The sequence below is a fragment of the Mycolicibacterium xanthum genome (assembly GCF_019710635.1).
Classification (GTDB): domain Bacteria; phylum Actinomycetota; class Actinomycetes; order Mycobacteriales; family Mycobacteriaceae; genus Mycobacterium; species Mycobacterium xanthum.
In genome coordinates, this window is sequence record NZ_JAIFZS010000008.1 from 215,586 (window position 1) to 235,110 (window position 19,525).

General features: G+C 68.3%; 16 protein-coding genes. 5 read left to right on the forward strand and 11 right to left on the reverse strand.

The features are described 5' to 3' along the window. Positions 1 to 11: 11 nt before the first annotated feature. From JDV09_RS05390 to JDV09_RS05420, 7 genes are all read right to left on the reverse strand, one after another. The gene (locus tag JDV09_RS05390; RefSeq protein WP_221368071.1) at positions 12 to 1,217 is read right to left on the reverse strand and encodes an ICP22 family protein; all 1,206 of its coding nucleotides are present in this window, start codon (positions 1,215 to 1,217) and stop codon (positions 12 to 14) included. A 91-nt stretch (positions 1,218 to 1,308) separates the two neighbouring features. Next, positions 1,309 to 2,106 (reverse strand): ABC transporter permease, encoded by a 798-nt coding sequence (locus JDV09_RS05395; RefSeq protein WP_221368072.1) that lies wholly within the window; start codon positions 2,104 to 2,106, stop codon positions 1,309 to 1,311. After that, positions 2,106 to 2,945 (reverse strand): ABC transporter permease, encoded by an 840-nt coding sequence (locus JDV09_RS05400; RefSeq protein ID WP_221368073.1) that lies wholly within the window; start codon positions 2,943 to 2,945, stop codon positions 2,106 to 2,108. Before JDV09_RS05400 ends, JDV09_RS05395 begins: the two co-directional genes overlap by 1 nt. Beyond that, the gene (locus JDV09_RS05405) at positions 2,945 to 4,138 is read right to left on the reverse strand and encodes an ABC transporter substrate-binding protein (protein ID WP_221368074.1); all 1,194 of its coding nucleotides are present in this window, start codon (positions 4,136 to 4,138) and stop codon (positions 2,945 to 2,947) included. The genes JDV09_RS05400 and JDV09_RS05405 overlap by 1 nt, the downstream gene beginning before the upstream one ends. Before the next feature lie 2 nt (positions 4,139 to 4,140). Next, on the reverse strand, positions 4,141 to 5,226 hold the full coding sequence (locus JDV09_RS05410) for an ABC transporter ATP-binding protein (protein WP_221368075.1): 1,086 nt from the start codon (positions 5,224 to 5,226) through the stop codon (positions 4,141 to 4,143). Between the two features lie 98 nt (positions 5,227 to 5,324). Further along, a complete protein-coding gene (gene solA, locus JDV09_RS05415; RefSeq protein ID WP_308124013.1) occupies positions 5,325 to 6,497 on the reverse strand; it encodes an N-methyl-L-tryptophan oxidase in 1,173 nt (390 codons plus the stop codon). A 124-nt stretch (positions 6,498 to 6,621) separates the two neighbouring features. Next, positions 6,622 to 7,506 (reverse strand): NYN domain-containing protein, encoded by an 885-nt coding sequence (locus JDV09_RS05420; protein WP_221368076.1) that lies wholly within the window; start codon positions 7,504 to 7,506, stop codon positions 6,622 to 6,624. 105 nt (positions 7,507 to 7,611) lie between these two features. On the opposite strand from JDV09_RS05420, the gene JDV09_RS05425 reads away from it, so the two are divergent. The 3 genes from JDV09_RS05425 (at position 7,612) to JDV09_RS05435 (ending at position 13,729) form a co-directional block, all read left to right on the forward strand. Further along, entirely contained in the window at positions 7,612 to 8,427 is an 816-nt protein-coding gene (locus tag JDV09_RS05425) for an SDR family NAD(P)-dependent oxidoreductase (RefSeq protein WP_221368077.1), read from the forward strand. A gap of 93 nt (positions 8,428 to 8,520) precedes the next feature. Then, positions 8,521 to 10,719 (forward strand): molybdopterin-dependent oxidoreductase, encoded by a 2,199-nt coding sequence (locus tag JDV09_RS05430; RefSeq protein ID WP_221368078.1) that lies wholly within the window; start codon positions 8,521 to 8,523, stop codon positions 10,717 to 10,719. Between the two features lie 199 nt (positions 10,720 to 10,918). Next, on the forward strand, positions 10,919 to 13,729 hold the full coding sequence (locus JDV09_RS05435; protein WP_221368079.1) for a M4 family metallopeptidase: 2,811 nt from the start codon (positions 10,919 to 10,921) through the stop codon (positions 13,727 to 13,729). On the opposite strand, the gene JDV09_RS05440 is transcribed toward JDV09_RS05435, so the two are convergent. The 3 genes from JDV09_RS05440 to JDV09_RS05450 are packed head-to-tail and all read right to left on the reverse strand — an operon-like array spanning position 13,709 to position 15,839. Further along, positions 13,709 to 14,716 carry an alpha/beta fold hydrolase gene (locus JDV09_RS05440; protein ID WP_221368080.1) on the reverse strand — a complete coding sequence of 336 codons (1,008 nt, stop codon included), beginning with the start codon at positions 14,714 to 14,716 and terminating at the stop codon, positions 13,709 to 13,711. The two genes, JDV09_RS05435 and JDV09_RS05440, sit on opposite strands and share 21 nt — an antisense overlap. A gap of 13 nt (positions 14,717 to 14,729) precedes the next feature. Beyond that, complete coding sequence (locus tag JDV09_RS05445) at positions 14,730 to 15,212, reverse strand: hypothetical protein (protein WP_308124014.1); 483 nt, start codon at positions 15,210 to 15,212, stop codon at positions 14,730 to 14,732. Positions 15,213 to 15,215: 3 nt separating this feature from the next. Further along, on the reverse strand, positions 15,216 to 15,839 hold the full coding sequence (locus tag JDV09_RS05450) for a TetR/AcrR family transcriptional regulator (protein ID WP_221368081.1): 624 nt from the start codon (positions 15,837 to 15,839) through the stop codon (positions 15,216 to 15,218). Between the two features lie 97 nt (positions 15,840 to 15,936). Between JDV09_RS05450 and JDV09_RS05455 the strand changes: the two genes are divergently transcribed. Together JDV09_RS05455 and JDV09_RS05460 are read left to right on the forward strand one after the other, a co-directional pair. After that, positions 15,937 to 16,929, forward strand: a complete 993-nt coding sequence (locus tag JDV09_RS05455) for an aromatic ring-hydroxylating dioxygenase subunit alpha (RefSeq protein ID WP_221368082.1) — start codon at positions 15,937 to 15,939, stop codon at positions 16,927 to 16,929. Positions 16,930 to 16,943: 14 nt separating this feature from the next. Continuing rightward, positions 16,944 to 18,038, forward strand: a complete 1,095-nt coding sequence (locus JDV09_RS05460; protein ID WP_221368083.1) for an NAD(P)H-dependent amine dehydrogenase family protein — start codon at positions 16,944 to 16,946, stop codon at positions 18,036 to 18,038. Positions 18,039 to 18,220: 182 nt separating this feature from the next. Here JDV09_RS05460 and JDV09_RS05465 read toward each other — a convergent pair whose 3' ends face one another. Then, on the reverse strand, positions 18,221 to 19,441 hold the full coding sequence (locus JDV09_RS05465; protein ID WP_308124015.1) for a cytochrome P450: 1,221 nt from the start codon (positions 19,439 to 19,441) through the stop codon (positions 18,221 to 18,223). Positions 19,442 to 19,525 lie beyond the last annotated feature (84 nt).

Below are 19,525 nucleotides of genomic sequence, written 5' to 3' on the forward strand. Positions count from 1 at the left end.
ACCAGCGGGCGTCAGTCCTCCTGGCTGGCTTGGCTTTCGCCAGTGTCCGCGGTCTTCTCCGCGGTGTCGGTGTCCGCGGGCTGAGTGCCGCTCTTGGATTGCTCGGCATCGGCGCCGTCACCGGCCTCGTCGCCTTGGTTCTCGTCACCGGACTCGACCGCGGACTCGTCGAGATCTTCGTCGACCGACTCGTCCGTTCCGTCGACGGCGGCCTCTTCGTCGAGGGTGGTCTCTTCGTCGACCCCGTCGGTCACGGTGTCGCCGGTCTCTTCGGTGACGTCGGGGGCTTCGGTCCCGCCGGTCTCCTCGGTGACCGTTTCCCCGGTGGTCGGCTCCTCGGTGACCGTTTCGTCGGTGACCGTTTCGTCGACGGTCGTTTCCCCGGTGCCCGGCTCCTCGGTCACCCCGGCAGCGGTGCCGTCGGCCGCATCGGTTTCGGATCCCTCGGATTCGCCGGTGCCGGCCTCGTCGGTGGCGTCGGTGGCGGCTTCATCGATCTCGCTGGAGGCCGGCGTTGCGGTGGCCACCGCCGAACTCGAGGCCAAGAACGGGAGGGGCGGAATCGGCGGTAGCGGGATCGGGAACCAGCCGAACGACGCGATGTAGTTGATCTCGGCGATGGCGCCGTTGACGACGCCGTTGACGGCGGTGCTGACCACCGCGTTGATGCCGTTCACCCAGACCGCGGGATCCAGGGGAGCGTTCACCACCGGATCGAGGAAGTCGTAGACGAAGCTGTCGGCCACCGGTTGGACCACGGCGGGGTACCAGATGTAGATCTGGTCGGCGATCAGGTACCCGAACGGCACCCAGCCGAGCAGCCAGGGCCCGAGATCCAACGCGATGTAGTCCGCCCAGTACATGATGACCGAGTACGCGTTGTCGATGATGTCGGATGCCGTGTTGAGCACGACGGGCCCGTCCGCCGCCGCCAGGTCCTGCGTCTCGCCGCCATCCAGCCCGACGGTGAGTTTGCCGAGGCCGGACACGCCGCCGATCTGGTCGATCAGGGTCAGGGCGGACCTGACGTCCTGCTCAGAAACCGGCTCCAACGGCACGGTCGAGCCCACCGGAGTGGAATCAGCGGTGAAGGTCACCGGACGAGGTACCTCGACGGTCCGCATCGACATCGGCAGCACCGACGGCGCAACCACCACGGCGCCGACGGTCAATGCCGCGATACCGGTGGTCAGCGCCCTACAGGTCGTCACTTTCATCCGGATTCCCGCCTGTTCTCTTGCTCCCGCCCACGGTTAATCTACGCGGTGGTCCGGCTCGCCGCGCGCATTAGGGGATCGTCGTGTCCCGCTAGATGCGCGCTGCCGGGTCCCCGCCGATCCGCTGCGTGAGCCAGACCGGGATGACCGCGACGACCGTCAGCGCCGCGGCGACCACGTTGATCACCGGCGCCTGGTTCGGGCGGAACAGGTTGCCGAAAATCCAGATCGGCAGCGTCTGCACGGTCGGGCCCGCGGTGAACGTGGTGACCACGATCTCGTCGAAGCTCAGCGCGAAGGCCAGGATTGCGCCGGCCACCAGCGCGCCCCGCATCATCGGCAGCGTCACGAAGCGGAACGTCTGCCACGACGACGCCCCGAGGTCGGCCGAGGCCTCCTCCAGCCCGGTACCCAGGCGCCGCAGCCGGGCCTGGGTGTTGTTGAACACGATCACGATGCAGAACGTGGCGTGGCCGACGATGACGGTGGCCATCCCCAGGGTGACGCCCAACGCGGAGGTGAACGTCGCGTTCAGGGCGATACCGGTGACGATGCCGGGCAGCGTGATCGGCAGCACGACCAGCAGGTTGACCGTCTGGCGCCCGAAGAACTCGTGACGCTGGATGGCGAAGGCCACCATCGTGCCGAGCACCAGCGCGATCGCGGTGGCAGCCAGGCCGACGACCACCGAGTTGCCCAGCGCCGCCCACATGCCCTCGCTGCGCAGGGCGGTGCGCCACCACTGCAGCGTGAACCCCGACGGCGGGAACGCGAAGGTCTTCGACGTGTTGAACGCGTTGATGACGACGAGCACCAGCGGCGCGTAGATGAACACCAGGACCAGCACGGTCCAGGCGAGTGTGGCGGTGCGCATCCGTGCCGAGCGCATCAGACGTTCTCCAGTGCGCCGGTGCGGCGCATCGCCAGCAGGTACAGGATGATCGCCACCAGCGGGATGAGCGACAGCGCCGCGGCCATCGGCTGGTTGTTGGCCGTCACCAGCTGGCCGTAGATCACGTTGCCCAGCAGCTGGGTCTTGCCGCCGACGATCGTCACCGCGATGTAGTCGCCCAGCGAGAGCGAGAACGTGAAGATCGACCCCGCCGCCACGCCCGGGAAGATCATCGGCGCGACGATCAACCGCATCGTGGTCAAGTCGGAGGCGCCGAGGTCCGAGCTGGCGTCGGTCAGCGCGTCGGGCACCCGCTGGAACGCGGCGAACACCGGAATCACCATGTACGGCAACCAGAGATAGGTCAGCGTGAGCACCGTCGCGACCAGCCCGTAGCCCGGCGAATACCCCGTCGCCCACGCCAGCGGCCCCTCCGGCGACAGCAGCATCCGCCAGGCGTACGCCTTGACCAGGTAGCTGGCCCACAGCGGCGTGGTCACGGCGACCACCAGTGCGATCTGCACCGCGGGCGAGGCGAACTTGGCCATGAACAGCGCCAGCGGGACGGCGAGCACCGCGCACAGCACGGTGACCGCCAGCGCCACCGCGAGGGTGCGCACCGTCGTGGTCCGGAACACCGGCTCGGTGAGCACCCGGATCACATTGTCGAAGGTGAACGTGCGCACCACCGCGCCGGTGAAGCTGCTGGTCCGCCAGAATGCCGAAACCATCAGCACCGCAAGTGATCCCAGGTAGGCGATGATCAGCCACGCCAGCGGCGGCACCAACAGGAATGCCAGCGTGGCCCTCTCCCGCAGCCGCGGGGATGCGGGCATCAGCCCTTGATCTCCTGCCACTTGCTGACCCACTCGTCATAGCTGGTGCAGTTGTCCCCGCTGCCGTCGACGCACTTGGTCTGCGGGGTGGTCCAGTAGTGGATCTGCGCCGCGTACTCCTCGTCGGTGGCGTGGTAGGTCTCGCAGTGGGCCTTGTCGGCGGTCAGGTCGCACGACTTGGTCTGCGCGGGCGCCTCACCGAAGTACTCGGCGACCTGGGCGTTGGCCTCCGGCGAGATGATGTAGTCCATCCACTTGTACATGCAGTTGGGATGGGCGGCGTCGGCCGCCAGCATCCAGGTGTCCGACCAGCCGGTGGAGCCCTCGTTGGGCAGCACGGTGGCGATGTTGACCTTGCCGTCGGCCTCGATCGTGTTGGCGATCACCTGCCAGCTGGTGCCGATCACGCTCGTGCCGGACTCGAAGGCCTGCACCTGCTTGGTGTAATCCGACCAGTACTCGCCGATGTTCTCCTTCTGCTGTTTGAGCAGCTCGGCGGCGGCGTCGAGCTGCTCGGCGGTCAGCGAGTACGGGTCGTTGATGCCCAGCTCTGGCTTGGTCTTCGACAGATACAGCGCCGCGTCGGCGATGTAGATCGGCGAGTCGTAGGCGGTGACCTTGCCCTTGACGTCGGGGGCGCCCGGGAACACCGCGCCCCACGAATCGGGTGCCTCGGTGACCACGTCGGCGTTGTACATCAGGATGTTGGCGCCCCAGCCGTGCGGAACGCCGTACATCTGACCGTTCACCGAGTTCCACGGCTTGTCCTTGAGGAACGGCACCACCGTCGCGTAGTTGGGGACCAGGTCGGTGTTGACCGGGGCCACGTCGCCGGCGTAGATCAGCCGCAGCGTGGCGTCGCCGGAGGCCGACACCCCGTCGTACTGGCCGGTGCGCATCAGCTGGACCATCTCGTCGGAGGTGTTGCCGATCTTGATGTTGACCTGGCAGCCGGTCTGTTCCTCGAACGGCGTGACCCAGTCGACCGCGGGGTCGTTGGAGCCGTTCTCCGCGTAGCCGGGCCAGGCGATCAGGTTGAGTTGGCCCTCGCCGTCGCCCACCGAGGTGGCGGCGTCCATCTTCGGAGGTTCCCCCGAGCCGCCCCCGGAGTCGCCGGAACTCGAACAGCCTGCCGTGACCAGCAGCGCACCGGCTGCCAGCGCGACCCCAAGGCGGCGAATCGGATATCTCATGGCTACTCCTTCTGTCCTTTGATCGATGTGACGTTCAGGTCGCGGACCGCTGAGTCGGGCCACGCCAGAACCACGGGCGTTGCATGGGCGATGCCGGCCGACGCCTCGGCCGACAGCAGGGTCGCGGTCAGCCGCACGGGTTGCGGCAGGCGGGCGGCGCCGGTGACGGTCGCCGCGACACGGGTGATCGGCCCGGCGTAGACGACCTCGTCGACCTCGGCGGTGACGCTGTGCAGCCCGTCGGGGGCCCCGGCGCCGGCGTCGAGCACCTGGATGCGTTCCGGGCGGATCGCGAATGTTCCGTGCCGGCCCAGCATCGTCTCGGCGGTCTCGGCGTCGAGAACATTGGAGCTGCCGACGAAGTCGGCGACGAACCGGTTGGCGGGGTTCTCGTAGACCTCGCGGGCCGCCCCGATCTGCTCGATGCGGCCACCGTTGAGCACGACGAGGCGGTCACACAGCGTCAGCGCCTCGTCCTGGTCGTGCGTCACGATGACGAACGTGATGCCGACCTCGCGCTGGATCGCCTTGAGCTCGATCTGCATCTGCTCGCGCAGCTTGAGGTCCAGCGCGCCCAGCGGTTCATCGAGCAGCAGCACCCGCGGGCGCCCGACCAGGGCCCGGGCCAGCGCCACGCGCTGCTGCTGCCCGCCGGACAACTCGGCGGGCTTGCGTGTGGTGTGGCCGCTGAGTTGCACCATCTCCAGCGCCTCGGCGGCCCGGCGGCGCCGTTCGTCCTTGCCGACGCCGCGCACCCGCAGTCCATACTCGACGTTCTGCGCGACGCTCATGTGCGGGAACAGCGCGTACTGCTGAAAGACGGTGTTGGTGTCGCGTCGGGCCGGCGGCAGCGCGGTGACGTCCGTTCCGCCCAGCTTCACGGTGCCCGCGCTGGGCTGCTCGAATCCGGCGATCAGCCGCAGCAGCGTGGTCTTGCCGGAGCCGGACGGCCCGAGAATCGCGAACAGCTCGCCGTCACCGACCGACAGATCGGCGCCCTCGACGGCGACGACCCGGTTGCGACCGTCCCCGAACTCCTTGCGCACGCCGATCAGCTCGATCTGCGGCGGTGCGCTTGCGGACGGCATGCAGGCATCCTAAGAATTCCGTTGCCACGGCGCAGGTTTAGTGCGGATTTCGCCATGCACGTCCGGAACACGGTGTGGAAACCGCATCGGCACCGCCGTCAGCGTGCCCTGCGGTGATCAGCCAGCGTGAACACCTCTTCGGTGAAAGAGGATTCGCCCTTGGTGGCCAGATCGGCCAGCGTCTCGCCCCACACCGGGGCGAACTTGAAGCCGTTGCCGCTCAGCGCGGTGGCGATGACGATGCGTCCGTCGGCCAGGGTGTCGATGATCGGCATCTTGCCCTCGGTGAACGACTCACCGTGCACCGACCAGCGCGACGCCTCCGGGATCAGGTCCGGGAGCATCGTGTGCATCTGTTCGCCGGCCCACTTCAGCTGTTCGCGGGTCAGCAGCGTGCAACGGTCGGCCCAGTCGTCGACCATCGGGAAATCGATGTTCGGCGTCGCCTTGACGCTGTAGCCGTCCAGGCTCGGGATCCCGAACGCGTGCACGCCGTGCAGGTCGCGCATGAAGCCGGGGAAGCGGTCGGGGGTGAACATCTCGATGTGTCGCGGCAGGAACCAGATCAGCGGGTAGGTGGCCACCTTGACCAAACCGGTGAGTTCGGGCATCAGCCGCGTGGTCCACGGACCGGTTGTGAGCACCACCCGCCGCGCGAGCAACTCGCCGTTCGACGTCACCACCCGCACCCCGTCGTCATGCGGCTCGATCGCCTCGACGGTGGTGTCGTAGTACACCGTGGTCCCGCACGCCAGCGCGCGATCGGTGGCCGCGGCGACCGCCAGTTCCGGGCGCAACAGCCCGCCGAAGGTGTCCAGCACCCCGATGTCGTCGTCCTCGACATGGAACTGGGGGTAGCGGGCGCGCACCTGCGCGGCGTCGAGGATCTCGTGGGGCAACTCGAACTCGGCGATCGTGCGCAGCGTGGACTCCAGGTCGGGGTGCCCGCTCGGGCCCAGGCTCAGCGCGCCGACCGGCAGCATCGGGTCCTGACCGTAGGCGGCCCCGAGCCTCTGCCACAGCTCGCGCGAGCGCAACAGGGCCGGGGTGAACAACCGGCCCTCCTTGGCGGCGACCCGGAACAGTCGCGACTCCCCGGCGTAGGCGCCATAGGTGTGCACCCGTCCGAACTGCTCCACGCCGACCACGTCCGCGCCGCGGACGGCCAGTTGCCACAGGGCCATCGATCCCATCGATCCGATGCCGACGACGACCACGTCCCTGATCGCGGTGCCGTTGCCGATCGTCATGCCGGTGCCGGCCTTTCCCACAGGGGCAGGGTTGTCCCGATGCCCAGCTCAACAGCCTTGCGGTACAACGGGGTTCCCCGGGTCACATCCTCGACGGGCATGCCGCCGGCCGACGGGATCACCACGGAGGGTAGATCGGCCTGCTTCAGGCCTTGTCGCGCAGCCGCACCATCCGCGTGGTCGAGCTCTCGTCGAGTTCCACCAGATCCGATCGGGAACGCAGGAAGTCGCTGAACGACTTGAAGCCCAGCGACTTCTCGCTGAACGACGGGTCCATCCGCCGCATCTGGGCCTTGACCTCGGAGTTGTGCAGCCATTCCACGTCGTCCTTCTCCAGGCCGATGCGCAGCGCGCGGGTCAGCAGGCCGGTCGCGGCCGCCTGCGGATCCGACGGTTCCTGCTCGGCCGACGCGGCTTTGCCGCGCCGGGTGCGCTTCTTGGGCGCGGAGTCGGCCGGCCCGTCGCCGGGTGGCTCGAACACCGGGATCCCGGGCAGCGCGTCGTAGGTGACGAACTCGTCGCACGCCGAGGCCAGCGCGCGGCTGGACGACCCGGCCACGCCGATGCCGACCACGTAGCGGCCTAGCCGCTTGCACCGTTGGGCCAGCGCGATGTAGTCCGAGTCGCCACCCACGATCACCACATGGGTCAGGTCGGGCAGCCGGAACATGTCCTCGACGGCGTCGACCGCCAGCCTGATGTCGGCGCCGTTCTTCCCGTACGCCGCGGCCGGGAACAGCTGCACGAGATCGACCGCGCGCCCGACGAGTTGGTCGCGGTAACCGGCGTTGACCTCCGCCGACCAGTCGGCGTAGGCGCGGGTCAGCACCAGGGTCCCGAACGACGAGGCGAAGTCGATGATGGCCCCGACGTCGACGGTGGCGCGCTTGAGCCGCTCCGGGAAGTCCTCGACCCCCTTGCCCTTGTCCCGCTGGAACGAGTTGCGTCCGTTGACCTGGTCGTACCGCGAGATGACGATGTTGTCGAAGTCGAGATATACAGCGACGCGGGGAGTACCGGCTTCCGTCATGGCCCCAGTCTGGCCCATCGACTTGTGGGTTCTCATTCAAAGAGGCCGAACACGGGAAACCGCGCTGGCATACTCGCCGGTGGCTGGACCGATTCGGGGGCGATCATGGAGAGTTTCGCGGGCAGGGTCGCCGCCGTGACCGGCGCCGGTTCCGGGATCGGGCAGGCCCTTGCCGTCGAGCTGGCCAGGTCGGGTGCAAGGCTTGCGATCAGCGACGTCGACGGTGACGAACTTGCCTTGACCCACAAGCTGATACGGGAAATCGGCGCCCCGGTGCGGTCCGACCGGCTCGACGTCACCGAACGCGCGGCGGTCGTGGCATACGCCGACGATGTTCAGGACCACTTCGGCGTGGTCAACCAGATCTACAACATCGCGGGTATCGCCTTTCTCGGAGACGTCGAGATCAGCCGGTTCAAGGACATCGAACGGATCATGGACGTCGACTACTGGGGCGTCGTCAACGGCACGAAAGCCTTCCTGCCCCACCTGATCGCCTCAGGCGACGGCCGCGTCGTCAACATGTCGAGCATGTTCGGCTTGTTCGGGGTGCCGGGGCAGGCGGCCTACAACTCGGCCAAGTTCGCCGTCCGCGGCTTCACCGAGGCGTTGCGCCAGGAAATGCTGCTCGCGGGCCATCCCGTCGGCGTCACCACGGTGCATCCGGGATATGTCAAGACGGCTGTGGCCCGCAACGCGGCATTTGCACCGGGTGTCGACAAGGCCAAAGCCGTCCGGACCTTCGAGAGGCTGGCCGTCACGAGTCCCCGGCGTGCTGCGCGGGTGATCTTGAAGGCTGTGCGCCGGAACAAGGCTCGCGTGCTGGTGGGCCCCGATGCCAGAGCGTTCGATCTTGTCGTCCGTATCGCACCGCAGCGCTATCAGCGACTGCTGATGCCGATGACGGCACGCTTCCAATAGTCGCCGACGCGACATCGGTGAACACTTTGGTCGAAATGTCCAGCGCAGCCGGCGAGGGGGTGCCACGGTAGAACGCAACAGAAAGGGGCGTGGATGCCAGCCCAACAGCATGTGACCTACTGCCGGATCTGCGAGGCGCTGTGCGGGCTGATCGCCACCGTCGAAGACGGCCGTCTGCAGTCGCTGCGCCCCGATCCCGACAACCCGCTGTCGCGGGGCCGGGCCTGCCCGAAGGGCATCGCGTTCACCGACGTCCAGAACGATCCCGACCGGGTGCTCACCCCGCTGCGCCGACGGTCCGACGGTGGCTTCGACGAGGTCGGCTGGGACGAGGCGCTCGACGACATCGCCGCCCGATTGACCCGCATCGTCGCCGCCCACGGCGGTGGCGCGGTCGGCCAGTACTTCGGCAATCCGATCGCGTTCGGCTATGCCATCGGCCTGTGGTCGGGTTTGTTCCTCAGCCGCCTCGGCGCGCACCACCAGTACTCGGCCGGATCGCAGGACATCAACTCGCGCTTCGTGGCCAGCAAGCTGCTCTACGGCGCGGCCAGCCAGATCCCGTTCCCGGACCTGGCGCGTACCGATTTCCTGTTCATGCTCGGCGCCAATCCGCTGGTGTCGCACGGCTCGGCGGTGCGCTCCCCGCGGATCAGGGACGACCTGTCGGGCATCGTGCGCCGCGGCGGGCGCGTCGTGGTCGTCGACCCGCGGCGCACCGAGACCGCCCGCGCCCATGAGCACCTGCCGGTGCGGCCGGACTCGGACGCCTGGCTGCTGCTGTCGATGCTGCAGGTGATCTTCTCCGAGGGGCTCGCCGACACCGCCGCGCTGCGGGAGCAGACGACGGGCTGGCAGGCGCTGCGCGAGGTCGCCGGCGACTTCCCGCCGGAGGACACCGAGGTGCGCACCGGGGTGGCGCCCGACGTGTTGCGCGGGCTGGCCCGCGAGTTCGCGGCGGCGCCGCATGCGGTGGCCTACGGGCGCACCGGGGCGTGCCTGGGCCGGCACGGCACGCTGGTGAGCTTCCTGCTCGACGCGCTGAGCATCGTCACCGGAAACCTGGACCGGGCCGGCGGAATGTTGTTCTCCCGCGGCGTGATTCCGCTCGAGGAGATGGGGGAGCGGGCCGGCAAGATGACCTACGACACCTCCCGCTCCAGGGTCGGTGGTCTGCCCGAGGTGATCAGCACCTACCCGGCCGCGCTGATCGCCGAGGAGATCATCACGCCCGGCGACGGACAGCTGCGCGCGCTCTTCGTCACCGCGGGCAACCCGGTGCTCACGGTGCCCAACGGGCCGATGCTGGAGAAGGCGCTCGACGAACTCGAGCTACTGGTGTCGCTGGACCTCTACGTCAACGAGACCAACCGGCACGCCGACTACGTGCTGCCCGCCACCACCTTCCTCGAGCGCCACGACGTGCCCTACAGCTTCGCCAACTGTTCGCCGACGGTGTTCTTCCAGGCGGCCGAGCCGGTGCTGTCGCCCTACGGGCAGGCCCGCAACGAGTGGGAGGTGTTCGACGAGTTGGCCCGCCGGATGGGTCTGTCGCTGTTCGCCACCGGGGCGTTGGAACGCTTCAACGGCGTGCTGAGCTGGCTCGACCGGCGCGGGATCGGACGCCTCACGCCGCGCCGGCTGGTCGAGCTGATGATGCGGATCGGGCCGTACGGCGACCGGTTCGGTCTGCGCCGCCATGGCCTGAACCCGCGCAGGCTGCGGGCCAACCCGCACGGCATCGTGCTGGCCGAGTACGCCGCGGTGGACATCCGCGTCGAGTCGGTTCGCCACCCGGGCGGCATCGTGGCGTTGGCACCGGCGGAGATCCTCGCCGAGGTCGACCGCCTCGGCGAACGGCACCCCGATGATCCGCAGTTCCCGTTGATGGCCATCGGGATGCGCGAGATGCGATCGCAGAATTCGTGGATGCACAACAGCCCGACGCTGATGAAGGGCGACCGCAGGCACCGGGCCCGGATCAACCCGGTCGACGCGGCAGCCGCGCAGCTGTCCGACGGCGACACGGTCCGGGTCACCTCGCCACACGGTGCGATCGAAACCGAGGTCGCGATCACCGACGACGTCCCCGTGGGCACGGTCGCGATCCCACACGGCTGGGGTCACCGCGGCGGCTGGGAGCTCGCGAACCGTTCCGGGGGCGCCAACGTCAACGAGCTGACCTCCAACGACGCCGCCGATCTCGAACGCCTCGCGGGCATGTCGGTGCTCAACGGGGTGGCCGTGCGGATCGAACCGATCGGGGTGCCATCCGCGTCTGCCGTCCGGTAGGCCCGACGCAGATCGGCGCGGGAACCCGAAATTGTTTGCTGTGCGGTGGTAGGTTCTCCGCTACGGCACCTCACGTCGCATGCCGCGTGCCGAAGCGCGTTAACACTGGGGGTTTCGCGTGGTCAGCTGTCTACGCCGACGCAGGCCCGCCCGTCCCGGGCGGTGGCTGTCGGCCGTGGTGGTGACCGCCTGGATTGGGATGAGCTCGGTCATCGGCCACGGCGTCGCTGCGGCCGCACCCGTCGATCCGTCCGGCCCCTCCGAAACGTCCTCGCCGGCGGAGTCCGATACCGCGGCGGAGGACCGTAATACCGCTGACGATGCCGCTGATGCCGCTGATGCCGCTGATACCGACGAGGACGTCGCCGCCGAGGCCGCCGAGGACGCCGAGGCCCCGACGCTGGACGCCGAGGGCGACGACACTGTCGCGGGCGTCGCGGGCGTCGCGGGCGTCGCGGACGTCGCGGACGAGGAGACGGCGGAGCCGGCCGAGGAGTCGACCGCCTCCGGGGACGACACCGACGAGGTGACCGGCGAACCGGAGTCCGACGGCTACCAGGACAGCGCCGAAGGGGCCGGCAGCTACCAGGAGGGCGCCGAAGGGACCGACGAGACGGTCCCGGCCCGCGCGAGCCGCGTCGCCGTGCAGCCGGCCGACGAGCCCGCGACCGACGACGAACCCGGCGACGTACCCGCCGCCGACGAGGCCGGGCCCGTCGACAAGGCCGAGCCCGCCGACGAGCCCGCCGGCACCGCCGAAGCACCGGTGGTGTCGACCGCGGCGATCAAGGTTCGGACACCCGCCTCGGTGCCGATCGTGCACAGCCTGGCTGCCCCGCGACCGGTCACGCTCAACAGCCGACCGGTCACGCCCAACAGCATCGTCACCGATCTGCTGACCTGGGTGGGGCTGGCGCCGGTGGCCGACGGCCTGCCCGTGCCGGCGACGCCGGTGTCCACACTCGTCGAGTCACTGTGGCTGGCGGTGCGTCAGTTGCAGTACACGTTCAACAACCAGCGCCCCACGGCGGAGGCGACGGTGTCGGGGCCGGGACCCGACGGCGTCGTGACCGGCGGCGTCAACGCCGTCGACTTCGACGACACCGCCCTGACCTACACGGTCACCGTCGCGCCCACCCACGGCCGCGTCGTCGTCGACGAGTCCGGCAACTTCACCTACACGCCGGACACCCCCGGCGCCGCCGACCAGTTCACCGTCGCGGTCGGTGACAGCACAGGCAACCCGTTCCACATCCACGGCCTGCTCGGGCTGCTGGGCGTCAGCGCTCCGACCCAGGTGGTCATCACCATCGCCGCGGTACAGCCGGTGCAGCCGGCGCGGCAGGCGGTCGCCACGGTCGACCTGACCGAGCTGCTGTCCAGCGGCGACGTCGCCCTCACCAGCACCGACGAGGGCGCGGTCCGCGTCATCGAGGGCACCTTCACCGACCAGATCGTCACCAGTGCGGACGACGCCGCCGCGGTGATGAACTCGGTGGCACCGGTGCTGGGCGCCTCGGCCGGTTTCGCCGATGCCGACCACATCACCACGACGACCGCCGGTGTCGGCAACTCGGTGGAGACCTTCTACCGCTACACCGAAACCGTGGGCGGGGTCACCGTCCTGGGCAGCGACGTGATCCTCGTGACCGACGCCGACGGCACGGTCACCAGCCTGTTCAACAACTATGTCGGGCTGGCCGAATCGTTCGACGTCACACCGGATGTGACGGTCGACGAGCAGGCCGAACTGGACCGGCTCGCGAGCGTGGCCTACCTCGGCGCCGATGTCGATCCGGACGTGCTCACCGCGTTCATGGAGCAGAACACCTTCACCTCCACGCTGGTGGTCTACGCCCTCGACGACCAGATCGACCCCAGCCTGGCGTGGCGGGTGGTGGTCGTGCTGCCGGACACCGGCGACATGTCGTCGTCGGGAGCGACGTATGTGATCGACGCGGACGGGGCCGACGCGGGCACCATCCTGGTGACCACATCGAACCTGCAGGACGTCACGGTGAGCACCGTGGCCACCGACTATCTGGGCGCATCGCGGAGCATCACCGTCGACGAGGGCGGTTGGTTGTACCCGTGGTTCCCGACCTACTCGATGGTCGACGCAGAACGAAACCTGACGACCTACCAGACGTCCTACCCGTTGTTCGGGTTGCTGGGCCCGGTGTTACCCGGCAAAGTCGTCAAGCGCGGCTGGTTCGGCGGCTGGGACACCAGCGCGGTGTCCGCGCAGGCCAATACCGCGTTGGTCTACGACTACTTCGCCGACGTGCTGGGCCGGACGTCGTTCGACGGTCAGGGCGCGCCGATCCTGGTCAGCATCCGGTACACCCCGAACGGGTTGTTCGGCGCCGGCTACGCCAATGCGTTCTGGGACCCCCCCCGACAGCAGTTCGCCTTCGGTAACAGCGCACATTTCGAGTCGGCGGTCGACATCGTCGCCCACGAATTCACGCACGCCGTGGTCAGTTACGTCGTCGGCACCGGCGGATCGGTGCTCGACTACGGCGAGTCCGGCGCCCTCAACGAGGCCTACGCCGACATTTTCGGTGTCCTCATCGAGGGGGACACCGGCCCCGGCCGGTGGCTGATCGGTGAGGATTCGGAGTACACCGGCGGCGTGGTGCGCAACCTCGCCGACCCGACGTCGATCAGCACGTCGGTGGGGGCCTACCGGGACAACTATGCCAGCCGCTACACCGGCACCGGCGACGACGGCGGCGAGCACCTCAACAGCACGATCTTCAGCCACGCCGCCTACCTGATGATGACCGACCCGGTAACCGCGGGGATCTCCGACGACACCTGGGCCGCGGTGTTCTACCACTCGCTGTTCCGGCTCAGCGACGGTGCGACGTTCACCGACGGGCGGGCCGCGGTGCTCAGCTCCGCGGCCGCGCAGGGTTTCACCGACGCTGAGCTCGATGCGATCAGAGATGCCTTCGACGAGGTCGGGATCGGAAGCGCCGCAACCCTATCCAGCCTCGCGGCCTGACACCCCGGCCTGGTCGACGAGCACCGGACCGTCGGGCCGGTCGCCGAGGGTGTGCAGCGTCAACTCGGTGCCCGCTGCGGTGAGCCGGATGATCGCGGCGACGTCGGCGGGCGCATCGCATTGCACATAGTGGTCGCCGCTCGGCACCACCCAGTAGCGGTTGCGGCCGGGTTTGGGCTTCAGGCAGGCCTGCCACACGTGGTTGGCGACCCGAAGCGGGGCGACGCCGTCGTGCAGGCCCCAGATCAGCGACGCGTCGACGTCGATGCCGGAGAGCCTTTGCAGCCAGCCGGTTTCGCCGGCCGCGCGCTCGTGCAGGTACTTGACGGTGTCGGGCAGCACGCTGACACCGTCATTGAATGCGAAACACTCTGCCAGGGCAGCGATCTCGGGGTCGTGGAGGTCGCGGCGGGGCATGAAGGTGGTTGCCCCGAGTCCGGCGGCCAGCATCTCCGGTGTGGTCGCGGCGGCGGTGGCGCGCCCCGTATCGTCGTCGAGCAGCGCCACCTGGAACGCCGTCAGGTTCGCCAGTGGCAGGAAGATGTTGGCGTTGGTGATGAACACGTCGGCGGGCAGCAGCGCGCTGTCCAGATCGTCGAGCAGCGCCAGCGCGATCATGCCGATGCTGCTGCCCCTGTCGTGGGTGATCATCCGGTACTCGCCGAGCCGCCACACCTCGTTGATCGCGTGGACCAGCAGGCGGGCATCGTCGTAGAGCGAGTAGACGTATGGTGCGGGCGGCTTGTCCGACAACCCGTAGCCCGGGAAGTCGAGGACGAAGATGTCGAACTCGTCGCCGAGTTCGCCGGCCAGCGCGTGGTAGTCGATGCTCGACGTGGGGAATCCGTGTACGCAGACCAGTGCCGGGGCGCCGGGCGTGCCGCAGCGCCGGGTGAACACGTCGATCTCGGCGCCGTCGTTGGCCGGAGTCGTCGATGCCCACCGGATGTGCGTTCCGCCCTGCAGCCAGTCAGCGAAGATGTCCACCGTTCACCTTTCGTCAGCGCCGCGCGGGCGCATCGAGTTGACCGCCGCCGCTGGCCTGCAGCAGGCAGATGATCGTGCTCGGCAGCGGATTATCCGATGTGCGGTCCTGATTGGAGTCGATCAGGTAGGCGGGTACATATTCGCCGGCGGGGTAGTCGGCCAGCGCCGACCCGCACACCCGGTTGGCGACGTCGGCGATCGCCGTGTCGACCGCCGTCGGCTCGCGCAGGTACACCTCCGCCAGATGCGGGGTGGTGCAGTCCACCACGGTGGCGCTGACCTCGCCGACTTCGACGGCCGGGATCTCGGCGACACAGTCGCCGACGTCGAGGTCAAACCAGTTCTTGGTGCGGGCCGCCGGCGCATCCGTCACGACTGAAGATGGCGCGGAGGTGGCCGCAGAGGACGGGCCGGTCGAGACGGCGACCGCGTCGTGGGTGGCGGTGCACGCGGTCAGCAGTGTCGCGGCCGTCAGCACGCACCACAACCTGGGCACCGCTCAGTCCGTCGCGGCCAGGTAGGCGACGAGGGCGTTGGTCAGGCCCCGCCGGGCGACATCGAGGTCGGCGTAGGACCCGAGCTGGCGTTCGGACACCAGCCCGCGCATCGCGCCCGGGATCAACGTCGCGACCTCACGGACGCGCTCCGCGTCGAGATCCAGGCCGGCGAAGGCGTTGCGGCAGGTCTGCAGCCACGACTGACCCCAGGAGTGCAGCTCGGCGGCGGTCTGCGGGTACAGCCGCTCCAACTCGGCGTGCTCGCGCGGCAACGCCGCGCGCAGGTTCTCGATGGCGCGTGAGTCCCGTTCTGCCAGACCGTCATACAGCGTGTCCACGATGGCCGTGACCCGGTCGCGCAGCGAGGCCCGGGTGCCGACGGCCGAGAACAGGTCGCCGCGCCGCTCGGCCGTGCGGTGCAGCACCGCGGCCCAGAAGCCGTCGGCGTCACCGAACTGGTACTGCACCGCACCCCAGGTGGCCCCGATGTCCTTGGCAATCCGGTTGGCCGACACCGAACCGGGCTCGCCGGAGGCCAGCGACCGAAGCGCTGCCTCCAACATGTTCGCGCGGGTCGCCTGGCCGCGGCGATTGCTCCGCCGCACCGAGGTCGACACATCGGTCATGCAGGAAGGATAGCCGAGCCCAGCGTTTCGTAGAACCCACTATGAATTCGTCGTCGACTGCTCTAGCATTCACCTCGACGACCGGGAAGGACGGACAATGGCAAAGCCGCCGCTGTCGATGAAGCCGACCGGCTGGTTTCAGATCGCGTGGTCCGACGAGATCGCCGCCGGCGACGTCCACACGATGAAGTATTTCGACCAGGAGATGGTCGCCTGGCGCGCCGAATCCGGTCAGCTGACGGTGATGAACGCCTACTGCGAGCATCTGGGAGCGCATCTGGGCTTCGGCGGCACGGTTCTGGGCGAGGTGCTGCAATGCCCGTTCCACGGCTGGCAGTGGAATCAGCAGGGCCGCAACGTGTGCATCCCGTACGAGGACCGCCCCAACCGCGGCCGCCGGATCAGGACCTACCCGGTCGTCGAACGCAACGAGTCGGTGTACATCTGGCACGACGTGGAGAACCGCGAACCGTTCTTCGACGCCCCGGACGTGTTCGCGTCGTTCGCCGATGGGACGACTGCCACCGACTACCACCAGCAGCAGCGCCTCTTCGAGCAGGGCCTGGAGATGCACCCGCAGTACGTGCTGGAGAACGGGGTCGACGTCGCTCACTTCAAGTACGTGCACGGCACGCCGATCAACCCGATCTTCACCCGCCACGACTTCGACGAGCCCGTCTCCTACGTCGATTTCACGATCACGTTCGAGGGCGACGACGGTCAGCGGATCGAGGACGTGAACAGCGGCGTCGAGGCCATCAACGGTGGTCTGGGCATCGCGGTGACCAAGAGCTGGGGGATGATCGACAACCGCACGATCTCATGCATCACCCCGGTCGACGAGTCCACCTCCGATGTCCGGTTCATGGTCTACATCGGCAGGCCCAAGAGCGAGGCGGCGACCAGGAACCCGGACCGGGCCAGGATCAAGGCCGAGGAGTTCGGACTTGAGGTGATCCGTCAGTTCCGCCAGGACATCCACATCTGGGCCCACCAGCGCTACTCCGATCCGCCGGCGTTGGCCGGTTCCGAGATGGCCGGTTTCACCGCGATCCGCACGTGGGCCAAGCGGTTCTATCCGGCTCAGTGAGAGAAAGGGTTCCCATGTCCGCAACCGGATCTCGTCGTCCCATCCGGGTCTTCCAGGTGGCCACCGGCAACGTCGGCTCCGAGATGGTCAAACGGATCGCCACCCAGCCCGATCTCGAGCTGATCGGCGTGCACTGCTATTCGCCGGACAAGATCGGCAGGGATGTCGGCGAGCTGGTGGGCCTGGCGCCCAACGGCGTGCGGGCCACCGGCTCGGTGGACGAGATCATCGCCGCCAGGCCGGATGTGCTGACCTTCCACGGCGTGTTCCCGGACGAGGACCTCTACGTGAAGATCCTCGAGGCCGGCATCGACATCGTCACGACCGCCGACTGGATCACCGGCTGGCATCGCGACCGCAACCATCCGCATCACTCCGGCAAGCCGGTCACCCAGCTGCTCCAGGAAGCCTGCGAGAAGGGCGGGTCGACGTTCTACGGCACCGGCATGAACCCCGGTCTGAACCAGATCCTGGGTGTGGTGTGCTCGGCCGACGTCGCCGAGATCGAGAACGTCACCACGATCGAGTCGGTCGACGTGTCCTGCCACCACTCCAAGGACACCTGGATCGAGGTCGGTTACGGTCAGCCCGTTGACGATCCGTCGATCCCGTCGAAGCTGGAGAAGTACACCCGGGTGTTCGCCGACAGCGTGCTGATGATGGCCGACTGCTTCGATCTGGAACTCGACGAGGTCACGTTCAGCTACGAGCTCGGGGCGTGCACCAAGGATGTCGACCTCGGCTGGTACACATTGCCCAAGGGATCGTTCGGCGGCAACTACATCAAGTACCAGGGGATGGTCGACGGCGTGCCGCGGGTCGAGACACACCTGGAATGGCAGATGACGCCGCACACCGATCCGAGCTGGGACATCAAGGGCTGCTACATCACCCAGATCAAGGGCGATCCGAACATCTACAACAAGCACATGATCTTCCCGAAGCCCGGAATCGACCTGTCCGACCCGGCCAGCTTCGCCTCCATCGGCATGACGGTCACCGGCATGCCGGCGCTCAACGCGATCAAGTCGGTCGTTGCCGCGCCTCCCGGGATAATCACCAGCGCCGACCTCCCGCTGCGCGGATTCGCCGGACGCTTCAAACTCTGATCACCAGCGCGGGCGGCGTGCGTTCGGCTCTCGGCCGTGCCCGTCTGATCGTTCAGACTGCGTTGGCGGCGGGGTTCACTCGCACTTTCGCGCCAAGGGTGCAGTCTGAACGCAAACGGGAACGCAAACGGGCTGCGTCCAGACACTGGAAACCACGTGAAGCCGGGCGAACTCGATGTTCGCTAGGAAAGCGCGAGCTGCAGCGTCTCCAGCCGGCGCACCAGCAGGCTCGGCAACCATCTGCCGGGCTCGGCGGCCTCGACCCGGGACGTGTTGCGCAGCAGGTGCTCGAGCACGATACGGGCCTCCAGCCGGGCCAGCGACGCACCGACGCAGAAGTGTGCGCCCTTACCGAATGCGATGTGGTCCTTGCCTTTCGGGCGGTCGAGCCGGAACTCGCCGGGCGCCTCGACGTGTGCGGGATCGCGGTTGGCCGCGCCCCACAACAGGATCAGCCGCGACCCCGCAGGCAGGTCCTGCCCGGCCAGCGTGCAGTCGTTGCGCACGTGGCGGTAATGGCCCCGGAACGGCGGCTCGAATCGCAGCACCTCTTCCAGGAACGCCGGTAACAACGCTGGGTCCTGGCGCAGCCGGTCCTGGATGTCCGGCCGGGTGGCCAGTATGTGGGTGGCCGATCCGATCAGCGACGCGGTCGACTCGCCACCGGCGCTGAACAGCGTCACCATCATCATCTGCGCGGTCATGGTGTCGAGGTCGCCCGCCGCGCAGGCGGCGGCCAGGCCGCCCATCAGGTCGTCTCTCGGATCCCCGGCCGTCAGTGCGAATTTCGCCGCGACATAGGCGGCCAACTCCATGGCGGCCATCCCCGCAGCGGCGAGTTGGTCGTCGTCGACCAGGCCCTCCAGGAGTTGGGTGCTGGCGTACGCCCACGCGGCCAACCGGTCGGCGTCCTCGTCGGGGACGCCGATGAGGCGGCAGACGACCATCATCGGCAGCCGGTTGGCGACCGCGCCCATCCACTCGACCCGGCCGTCGCGCACCACCTCGTCCCACATCGCGGCGATCGTCTCGGCGACGAACGACTCCAGCGCGGCGATGCGCCGCGCCGAGAGGTGCGGCACCAGCATCTTGCGATGCACCGCGTGGCCGGGGTCGTCGGCGATCGCGAGCACCTGGGTGGGCCCGCCGAGTTCGTCCATCGGGAACAGCCCGACCGTTCCGTCGGGCCGGTAGATCATCGTCCCGGTCAGGTTCGACGAGAAGTCCTCGGTGCGCGCCACCGCTTCGGTCACGGCGTCCCACCCGCAGACGGCGAAGAACCCCGAATCATCGATCCGGTGCACCGGACCGCCGGCCAGCATCCGCGCATACAGCGGATACGGGTCCTGGATGAATCGGTCGTCGAACAACGCGACGCCGAGATCTCCGTCTGTGACTGCCACCACCCCAGCGTGGCGCTCGTCCGGAGCGTTCGTCAACGACCGGGCGCCCTCACGGCGCCCTGCAATCGTTCAGACTGCGTTGGC